Annotated in this window: 15 protein-coding genes; 14 read left to right on the top strand and 1 reads right to left on the bottom strand. The window is 66.0% G+C overall.

Annotated features, from left to right (window positions below):
* From rpsQ to map, 14 genes are all read left to right on the top strand, one after another.
* The coding region (gene rpsQ / locus ACIQ6O_RS09105) for a 30S ribosomal protein S17 (RefSeq protein WP_396207465.1) at positions 1 to 260 on the top strand (260 nt) is incomplete at its 5' end.
* A 12-nt stretch (positions 261 to 272) separates the two neighbouring features.
* Complete coding sequence (gene rplN, locus ACIQ6O_RS09100) at positions 273 to 641, top strand: 50S ribosomal protein L14 (protein WP_396207464.1); 369 nt, start codon at positions 273 to 275, stop codon at positions 639 to 641.
* Between the two features lie 13 nt (positions 642 to 654).
* Positions 655 to 1,047: a 50S ribosomal protein L24 gene (gene rplX, locus ACIQ6O_RS09095; protein WP_396207469.1), complete on the top strand. Its 393-nt coding sequence runs from the start codon at positions 655 to 657 to the stop codon at positions 1,045 to 1,047.
* A gap of 180 nt (positions 1,048 to 1,227) precedes the next feature.
* Positions 1,228 to 1,824, top strand: a complete 597-nt coding sequence (rplE, locus tag ACIQ6O_RS09090) for a 50S ribosomal protein L5 (protein WP_396207468.1) — start codon at positions 1,228 to 1,230, stop codon at positions 1,822 to 1,824.
* Positions 1,825 to 1,840: 16 nt separating this feature from the next.
* A complete protein-coding gene (rpsN, locus tag ACIQ6O_RS09085) occupies positions 1,841 to 2,146 on the top strand; it encodes a 30S ribosomal protein S14 (RefSeq protein ID WP_396207463.1) in 306 nt (101 codons plus the stop codon).
* A gap of 192 nt (positions 2,147 to 2,338) precedes the next feature.
* Positions 2,339 to 2,740, top strand: coding sequence for a 30S ribosomal protein S8 (gene rpsH, locus ACIQ6O_RS09080; protein WP_396207462.1), 402 nt, complete (start codon positions 2,339 to 2,341; stop codon positions 2,738 to 2,740).
* Between the two features lie 14 nt (positions 2,741 to 2,754).
* Positions 2,755 to 3,294, top strand: coding sequence for a 50S ribosomal protein L6 (rplF, locus tag ACIQ6O_RS09075; protein ID WP_396207461.1), 540 nt, complete (start codon positions 2,755 to 2,757; stop codon positions 3,292 to 3,294).
* Positions 3,294 to 3,650 carry a 50S ribosomal protein L18 gene (gene rplR / locus ACIQ6O_RS09070; RefSeq protein WP_396207460.1) on the top strand — a complete coding sequence of 119 codons (357 nt, stop codon included), beginning with the start codon at positions 3,294 to 3,296 and terminating at the stop codon, positions 3,648 to 3,650. Before rplF ends, rplR begins: the two co-directional genes overlap by 1 nt.
* Positions 3,651 to 3,652: 2 nt before the next feature.
* Positions 3,653 to 4,435: a 30S ribosomal protein S5 gene (gene rpsE / locus ACIQ6O_RS09065; protein WP_396207459.1), complete on the top strand. Its 783-nt coding sequence runs from the start codon at positions 3,653 to 3,655 to the stop codon at positions 4,433 to 4,435.
* Between the two features lie 77 nt (positions 4,436 to 4,512).
* On the top strand, positions 4,513 to 4,689 hold the full coding sequence (rpmD, locus tag ACIQ6O_RS09060; protein WP_396207467.1) for a 50S ribosomal protein L30: 177 nt from the start codon (positions 4,513 to 4,515) through the stop codon (positions 4,687 to 4,689).
* A gap of 33 nt (positions 4,690 to 4,722) precedes the next feature.
* Positions 4,723 to 5,169, top strand: coding sequence for a 50S ribosomal protein L15 (gene rplO / locus ACIQ6O_RS09055; protein ID WP_396207466.1), 447 nt, complete (start codon positions 4,723 to 4,725; stop codon positions 5,167 to 5,169).
* 17 nt (positions 5,170 to 5,186) lie between these two features.
* A complete protein-coding gene (secY, locus tag ACIQ6O_RS09050) occupies positions 5,187 to 6,536 on the top strand; it encodes a preprotein translocase subunit SecY (RefSeq protein WP_396207458.1) in 1,350 nt (449 codons plus the stop codon).
* A gap of 9 nt (positions 6,537 to 6,545) precedes the next feature.
* Entirely contained in the window at positions 6,546 to 7,190 is a 645-nt protein-coding gene (locus tag ACIQ6O_RS09045) for an adenylate kinase (protein WP_396207457.1), read from the top strand.
* Complete coding sequence (map, locus tag ACIQ6O_RS09040; protein WP_396207456.1) at positions 7,190 to 7,969, top strand: type I methionyl aminopeptidase; 780 nt, start codon at positions 7,190 to 7,192, stop codon at positions 7,967 to 7,969. The genes ACIQ6O_RS09045 and map overlap by 1 nt, the downstream gene beginning before the upstream one ends.
* 243 nt (positions 7,970 to 8,212) lie before the next feature.
* Here map and ACIQ6O_RS09035 read toward each other — a convergent pair.
* Positions 8,213 to 9,016: cyclodeaminase/cyclohydrolase family protein (locus ACIQ6O_RS09035; protein ID WP_396207455.1), on the bottom strand; the 804-nt coding region annotated here is incomplete at its 5' end.

Below are 9,016 nucleotides of genomic sequence, written 5' to 3'. Positions count from 1 at the left end.
GCGCCTCCGACCGGTCGGCGCGCAAGGTGCGCGTCGGGCTCGTCGTGAGCGACAAGATGGAGAAGACGGTGGTCGTTCGCATCGACCGTCGCATGCCGCACCCCCAGTACGGCAAGATGGTGACGCGTACCCGGAAGCTTAAGGCCCACGACGAGGAGAACTCGGCGAAGGTCGGCGACACGGTGCGCATCATGGAGACCCGGCCCTTGTCGAAGGACAAGCGGTGGCGCGTGGTCGAGATCGTCGAACGCGCGCGCTAAGAGGATACTTCCATGATTCAGCAGGAATCGGTGGTGAAGGTGGCGGACAACAGCGGCGCGAAGCGCGCGCTGGTGATCCGGGTGCTGGGCGGCACGCGCCGTCGCTACGCGGGCCTTGGCGACAAGGTCATCGTGGCGGTGAAGGACGCGCTGCCGAACGGTACGGTGAAGAAGTCCGATGTGGCGAAGGCCGTGGTGGTGCGCACGGTGAAGGAAACGCGCCGCAAGGACGGTTCGTACATCCGCTTCGACGAGAACGCGGTCGTGATCATCAACGACAACGGCGAGCCGAAGGCGACGCGTATCTTCGGCCCCGTGGCGCGCGAGCTCCGCGAGAAGCGCTACATGAAGATCGTCTCGCTGGCGCCCGAGGTGCTCTGAGATGCGGAAGAACGTGTACTACAAGACGGATCGTGGTCAGCGCCTCGGCGCGGCGCGTCACGCCCTCAAGGCGTCGCGTGAAGCGATCCACGTCACCAAGGGTGACACCGTCCGCGTGATGCGCGGCGACGACAAGGGGAAGGAGGGCAAGGTCCTCCAGGTGTACCCCAAGACGGGCCGCATCAAGGTGGAAGGGATCAACATCGTGAAGAAGCACCGCAAGGCGCGCACGGCGGAGGAGACGAGCGGCATCATCGAGATGCCGGCGCCCTTCCATGCGTCGAACGTCATGCTGCTCGATTCGAAGACCGGCAAGCCGACGCGCGTGAAGACGCGCATCGACAAGGACGGCACGAAGGAGCGGGTGGGCGTGAAGAGCGGTGAAGTCATTCCCCGCTCGCGCTGACCGGAGTAACTGCACATGGCGACCAAGGAAAAGGGCGCGGCCAAGGGCGGCGCCAAGGCTGGAGCGAAGGCGGGTGCCGCGAAGGGCGGTGCTGGCCAGAAGGGTGGCAAGGCGGCCAAGCAGGCCGGCCAGGGGCGCGCGGCGGTGGACTTCACCAAGCGTGAACACGCTGGTGCCGGTCTGCCGGCGGCGACCCCCCGCCTCAAGACGTACTACGAGAACACCGTGCGCGCGAACCTGGCGAAGCAGTTCGGGTTCACCAATCCGCACCAGATCCCGACGCTGACGAAGATCGTGATCAACTGCGGCGTGGGCGAAGCGGTGAAGCAGCCGAAGATGCTCGACGTGGTGGTGGAAGAGCTCGCGCTGATCACCGGCCAGAAGCCGGTGCGCCGCAAGGCGAAGAAGTCGGTCGCGAACTTCGGCCTCCGCGAGGGGCAGGAGATCGGCGCCTCGGTGACCATGCGCGGTGCGCGCATGTGGGAGTTCCTCGACCGGTTCGTGACGGTGGCGTGCCCGCGTATCCGCGATTTCCGCGGGCTCGGCACGAAGTCGTTCGATGGCCGCGGCAACTACACGCTCGGCATCAAGGAGCAGCTGATCTTCCCGGAGATCAACTATGACATGGTCGAGCAGGTGCACGGTATGGACATCACGTTCGTGACGACGGCCGACAAGGATGCATACGCGTTCGCGCTGCTGCATCAGCTCGGCATGCCGTTCCGTGGCGACGACAAGCCGGTGACGCCCAAGGTGGCGCAGCCGAGCGCGGCTTAACCAGGATTAAAGTCAGATGGCGAAGACGAGCAAGCTGGCCCGCAACGCGCAGCGCAAGGTGCTGGTGGAGCGGTATGCCCAGAAGCGCGCGGCCCTCAAGGCCGTGATCAGCAGCCCGAAGAGCACGCCGGAAGAAGTGCAGACCGCGGTGAACGCGCTGCACAAGCTTCCGCGCAATTCGTCGGCGACGCGTGTGCGCAACCGCTGCAGCATGAGCGGCCGTCCGCGCGCGTTCCTCCGGCACTTCGGTCTCAGCCGCATTGCCCTCCGGGACATGGCCCTGAACGGCCTGATTCCCGGCGTGCGCAAGGCGAGCTGGTAATCCTGGGGGCGGCGTCCCGGCAGGGGGCCGCCCGGCAGGATCCAATACGAGCGGTGGGCTTGGCGTGAGCGCCTGGCGGGGTGAGATTGTAAGGCTCCCCCCGCGGGGTGCGAGCGCTTTCCCGGCGTTCGTCCATTCTTTCACTTCCTACCGGTCCGCCCTGAGCGGATACCCTAGGAGATTTATCAGCGCATGAGCCTGAACGACCCTATTGCCGACATGCTGACGCGGCTTCGCAACGCGTGTGCCTCACGGCACCGCCGCGTCGACATGCCGGTCTCGAAGATCAAGATCGAGATCGCGCGCATCCTGAAGGAGAACTCCTTCGTGCAGGATTACCGCGTGGTCGAGCTCGAGGATGGCAAGAGCGTGTTGCGCGTGATCCTCAAGTACGCGCACGGCGGCCAGTCCGTCATTCGCGAAGCGAAGCGTATCTCCACGCCCGGTCTGCGGAAGTACGTCGGCGTGACGGAGATCCCGCGCGTTCGCAACGGCCTCGGTATGGCCATCCTGAGCACGTCGAAGGGCATCATGTCCGATCGTGATGCGCGGTCCGCCAATACGGGCGGCGAACTTCTCGCCCTCGTCTGGTAAGGAGACGCTCACACATGTCGCGTATTGGTAAGCGCCCGATTCCGGTTCCGGCCGGAGTGACCGTGGCGATCAACGGCAGCCACATCACGGTGAAGGGACCGAAGGGCGAGCTCGCCCGCGTGCTCCCGGCCGAGATGATCGTGGCGCAGGAAGGTGCGGAACTGCAGGTGAAGCGTCCGTCGGACGAAGAGCGCCACAAGGCGCTGCACGGCCTGACGCGTACGCTCGTGGCCAACATGGTCGAAGGCGTGACGACGGGATTCAAGAAGGTCCTCGAGATCACGGGCGTCGGCTATAAGGCCGAGATCAAGCCCTACGGCGCGCTGCTGTCGCTGGGCTACTCGCATCAGATCGAGTACAAGGCGCCGGCTGGCGTCTCGATCACCGCGCCGAACCCCACCACGGTGGTGATCGACGGGGCGAGCAAGGAGCTCGTGGGCCAGGTGGCCGCCGAGATCCGCAGCTACCGCAAGCCTGAGCCGTATAAGGGCAAGGGCGTCAAGTACCAGGGCGAAGTCATCCGGCGCAAGGCCGGTAAGGCCGGAGGCAAGTAATGGCGAAGATCGCGATCCCGCGTACGAACGCGGAGAAGCGCAAGCGGCGGCATTTGCGCGTGCGCAAGGCAGTGAACGGTACGCCGGAGCGTCCGCGCCTGGTGGTGTTCCGTTCGCTGAAGCACATCTACGCCCAGATCGTGGACGACGTCGCGCAGCGCACGCTGCTGACGGTCGGCGACGAGAAGCTGAGCGGTACGAAGTCCGAGCGCGCTCTTGCCGTTGGCAAGGCTGCGGCGGAGAAGGCGAAGGCGGCGGGTATTTCGAAGGTGGTCTTCGATCGCGCCGGTTACCAGTACCATGGCCGCGTGAAGGCCGTTGCCGATGGCGCCCGAGAGGGCGGCCTGGAGTTCTGATCATGGCAGACGCACAGAATCAGGGTGGCGCTCCGGCGCGTGGTGGACGTGGGCCCGGCGGCGGCGCAGGCCGTGGCCGTGGTGGCCCGGGTGGCGGTGGCGGTCGTGGTCGCGGTCCGGGTGGCCCGGGCGGCGGTCGTGGCCGTGGCCCCGGTGGTGAAGGCGGCCAGGGTGGCGACCGTCAGGGTCGTGGCCGTGGTCCAGACCGTGGCGGCCCGCAGCAGGAACGCGAGCAGAGCGATCTCGTCGAGAACGTGATTGCGATCAACCGCGTCGCGAAGGTCGTGAAGGGTGGCCGTCGCTTCTCGTTCAACGCGCTGGTCGCGGTGGGCGATGGGCAGGGCAAGGTGGGCTATGCCACCGGCAAGGCGAACGAAGTGTCGGAAGCGGTCCGCAAGGCCGTCGACGCCGCGCGTCGCAGCATGGTGACGATCCCGCTGACGGGCAGCACGATCCCGCACGAGGTGGTGGGCAAGCACGGCGCCGGTAAGGTGTTGATGAAGCCGGCCGCGCCGGGTGCCGGTGTGATCGCCGGTGGTGCGGTGCGCGCGGTGCTCGAGTGCGCCGGTATCCACGACATCCTCACGAAGTCGCTGGGTTCGACGAACCCGCACAACATGGTCCGCGCCGCGGTCGATGGCCTGACGCACCTCATCACCGTCGAGCAGGCGGCGAAGGAGCGTGGCATCGAGGTTTCGCAGATCGGCTACAAGTCGCGTGCGAAGTCGAAGACGGAAGCGGTGAACACCAGCAAGGCGGCCGTGGTGGCCGCGGAGGTGGCATAATGCCGCGGACGTTCGTGTGGCATCCGTCCAAGGGCCCGGCCAAGACGCCGAAGCTCGAGAAGCCGACGGATGGCAAGGTGAAGATCACGCAGGTGCGTAGCTCGATCGGGCACTCGTGGCGCATGCGCGCCACGCTGGCGGCGATCGGACTGCGCAACCATCAGGCGAGTGTCGTGCAGCAGGATTCCGCCGCGCTGCGTGGCCAGCTCAAGAAGGTGCGTCACCTGGTTCAGGTGACGCCGGTGGAGGGCTAATCCATGGCGAACAACGCCGAAACGACCGAGCAGATCGGTCTGCACAACCTGAAGCCGGCGCCGGGCTCGCATCGCTCGCGTCGTCGTCTGGGCCGCGGTCCGGGCTCCGGCCTGGGCAAGACGTCCGGTAAGGGTCACAAGGGTTCCATGGCCCGTTCGGGTCATGGCGGCCCCGGTGGCGGCAAGCCGCACTTCGAAGGCGGTCAGATGCCGATCACGCGTCGTATCCCGAAGCGTGGTTTCACCAATCCGTTCCGTGAAGAGGCGCAGCTCGTGCGCCTGTCCGATCTGGCCCAGGTGGCCGGTGACGAGGTGACGGTCGAAACGCTGGTGGCGGCCGGACTCGTCCGTGTCGGTCAGGGCCCCGCGAAGCTCCTCGCCAACGGCGAAGTGTCGCGCGCGGTCACGGTGAAGGGCGTGAAGGTCAGCGCCTCCGCCAAGGCGAAGATCGAAGCGGCCGGTGGCCGCGTCGAAGGCTGACGGAGAGCATTCAGCGCATGGCAGAACAGAACAACGCGGCGGCCAACGCCGTCGCCAACATCTACCGGACGCCTGAGCTCTGGGAGAAAATCACCTTCACGTTCCTGTGTATGGTGATCTATCGCATCGGCTCGCACATCACGGCCCCGGGTATCGACGTCCAGGCGCTGACCGACTACTTCACCCGCCAGCAGGGCGGTGGCCTCCTCGGCCTCTACGACATGTTCGTGGGTGGTGGTCTCTCACGTGCTACCGTGTTTGCGCTCGGCATCATGCCCTACATCTCGGCGAGCATCTTCGTCCAGATCGCCGGCGCCGTGATGCCGAACGTCGACAAGATGCAGAAGGACGAAGAGGGGCGGAAAAAGCTGACGCAGTACACCCGCTACCTCACCGTCATCTTGGCGATGATTCAGGCGTACGGGTTCGCGCTCTTCACCGCGTCGCTTCCGGCGGCGGTGTCGCGTCCGGGCCCGTGGTTCACGATCCAGATGATGCTCTTCCTCACCACGGGCGCGCTGTTCGTCATGTGGCTGGGTGAGCAGATCACCGAGCGCGGCCTGGGCAACGGCGCGTCGCTGATCATCTTCTTCTCGATCGTCGAGCGGATGTGGCCCTCGATCTTCCAGTCGTTCAACTTCGTGTCCACGGGAGCGGTCTCGCCGCTCACGTTGGTGGTGTTGGCGCTGGTGATGGTGGGTGTGGTGGCGGGCGTGGTGGCCATTACGGTGGCCGCGCGTCGCGTGCTCATTCAGATCCCGCAGCGCACCATGGCTCGCGGGCGTCAGCGTGAGGCCGCGCGCAACTTCATCCCGCTGCGCATCAACACGGCCGGCGTCATGCCGATCATCTTCGCCAACTCGGTGATCGTGATTCCGGGGGCGCTCGCGCAGTTCAGCGGCAATGCGAAGCTGCAGGAGATCGCGGAGTACTTCAATCCGCAGGGCCCGAACCCGTGGCTCTATTTCGTCCTGTCGGCGATCCTCATCCTGCTGTTCACGTACTTCTACACGTCCATCATCTTCAATCCGGTCGACCTGGCCGAGAACCTGAAGAAGCAGGGCGGGTTCGTGCCGGGCATCAAGCCGGGGGCGAAGACGGCGGAGTACATCGAGCAGGTCGTGGAGCGCATCACGCTGCCCGGCGCGATTTTCCTCACGGTCATTGCCCTCATGCCGGTCGTGATCGCCCGCATCGTGAACGTGCCCTTCGCGTTCGGTGGCACGTCGCTGCTGATCGTGGTGGGTGTGGCACTCGATACGATGGCGCAGATGCAGCAGCACCTGCTGCTCCGCAAGTACGACGGGTTCATGAAGAAGGGGCGCATCAAGTTCCGTGGCCGCCAGGCTACGCAGGGCGGCTTCTAACTTCCTGACATGATCATCGTCCTGCTTGGACCTCCAGGCGCGGGCAAGGGAACTCAAGGCGAGCGGCTTGCCGCTCGCCTTGACGTTCCCAAGATCGCGACTGGCGACGTCCTCCGCGCCGCGGTCCGTGAAGGCACCCCCCTTGGTCTCGAAGCCAAGGCGGCCATGGATCGCGGCGATCTCGTACCCGATGCCGTTATCATGGGCATCATGAAGGAAGCCCTCGCGTCGCCAATGGCGGCCAAGGGCGCCATCCTCGACGGCGTGGTGCGCACCACCCCGCAGGCCGAGGGTCTCGCCGAAACGCTTGCCACACTCGGACGCACGCTCAACGCGGTGCTGTTGTTCGAGGTGGACGAAGACGAACTCGTCCGCCGCCTCAGCGGCCGCACCACGTGCGACGTGTGCCAGCGACCGTTCTTCGGTCGCCAGCCCGGCGAGACGTGCACCGAGGGCGGCCAGACGGGCACGCTCGTGCGCCGCAAGGACGACGAGCCCGAAGCGATCCGCAAGCGCATGCACGTGTATCAGGAGCAGACCTCGCCGGTCATCGACTGGTACGCGCAGCACGGTGCCAACATGGTGCGAGTCGACGCGCTCGGCACGCTCGAGAATGTCGAAGCGCGGGTGCACGCGGCGCTCGGAATTTCGTGATGATGTTCGGCAACGCCGCGCCGGCAACGCTGCTCAAGTCGCCGCGCGAAATCGAGATCATGGCGCGTGGCGGGGCCATCCTGCACGCCACGCTCATGCACGCCAAGGCGCACGTGCGCCCGGGCATCTCGACGATGGAGCTGGATACCCTCGTGGAGAGCTTCATCCGCTCGCATGCGGGCGCCGAGCCGGCGTTCAAGGGGCTCTACGGCTTCCCTGGGAGTGCGTGCATCTCCATCAACGAGGAGATCGTGCACGGCATCCCCTCGCGCAAGCGCATCCTCAACGAGGGTGACATCGTCACCGTCGATGTGGGCGTGAAGCTCGAGGGGATGTTCACCGACGCGGCGATCACGATTCCCGTGGGGCAGATCGATGCGGAAACGCAGCGGCTGCTCGACGTGACGCAGGCGTCGCTGGAGGCCGGTATTGCCGCCGCCACGCCCGACAATCACGTAGGCGATATCGGCGCCGCCGTGCAGGCGGTGGTGGAAGCGGCGGGCTTCGGTGTGGTGCGCGAACTCGTCGGTCACGGCGTGGGTTTTTCGCCGCACGAAGAGCTGCAGATTCCCAACTACGGCAAGCCGAAGCGCGGCAAGAAGCTGAGCGTGGGGCTGACTATCGCCATTGAGCCGATGGTGAACATCGGCACGCCCAAGACGCGCACGCTGAGTGACAAGTGGACCGTGGTGACCGCCGACGGCAAGCGGTCGGCGCACTTCGAGCACACGGTCGCGATTACCGAGAACGGGCCGCGGATTCTGACGCTGCCGAGCTGACATTGGCAGCGGGAGACGCAGAGAAGCGGAGGCACGGGGACACCGGTGCTCTCCGCTTTTTTCGTTCCTTGGCTCGGTGTTCAGGAGAATCCGGGAAAGGGGGGAACTGACATTGGGAGAAAAGGGGAAAGGGAGAAAAGGAGAGATGCATTTGGCATTGATGTCCTCCACCGCAGCCAGTCTCCTTTCCCCTTTTTCTCATTTTCTCCCAATGTCAGTTCCCCCTTTTCTCTTTTTCTCCCGTCAGGGCAGGCGAATGGAGCGCTCGGCCTCGGCCTCGGTGATGCGGGCGTGCACGGATACGGCGTCGAGCAGTGTGCGGGCTTCGCTCGCCAGCGCGGCGCCGCGTTCCGTTCCGGCATCGTCGAGCGATGAGACATTGAGGCGCACGTTGAGCACGGTGGCGCGGCAGGCCGTCTCGGCGAGCAGGGCGGCCACGCACGCATCGCCGACGGCGTTGCGATTACCACGCTCCGCCACCGACGCCGCGAGTGCGGCCACCTCCACCGCGGTGCGCGCCGTCTCGAGCGGCACCTCGGCCGCGTGAATGAGTGCTTCCCGAATGGCCGTGGCACGTGCCGCCTGCTGTTCGTCGCTGCCGAGCGGTAGCCGGTAGGCGAGTTGCACACCTTCGAATGACGCCGCGTCGCGCTGTACGAGGGCTGTGAGCTTCGAGCGCAGCGCGTGTGCATCCGTGACAATGCGCTGCATCTCGTCGTGCACGTCGGCGTGCTTCTGTCGCCCCGCGGTGAGCCCGGCGACCATCTGCGTGAGGGCCGCGCCGAGTGCGGCGACGTGTGCTGCCGCACTCCCGCCGCCGGGGGTGGGCGTAGCGGCGGCGACGCTACCGAGGAATCCATCGACGCTCTGATCGTGCATCGCGTCGTGCAGGCGCTGCTCGAGGAGCATGCCTTCGTTGTAGCCGCGTAGCTTGATGGCGTGCGCGCCGGCCTCGAGCAGCACGCGCTGCGGCATGAGCCCGATGAGCTCACTCCAGGTGGGTTCCACCCCGTGCTTCGCCGCCTCGGCGCGTACGGCGTCGTACAC

The organism is Gemmatimonas sp. (genome assembly GCF_044345575.1).
In the GTDB taxonomy this organism is placed as follows: domain Bacteria; phylum Gemmatimonadota; class Gemmatimonadetes; order Gemmatimonadales; family Gemmatimonadaceae; genus Gemmatimonas.
The sequence above is the reverse complement of the archived record's forward strand: the minus strand, read 5'-3'. Positions and strand labels throughout refer to the sequence as shown.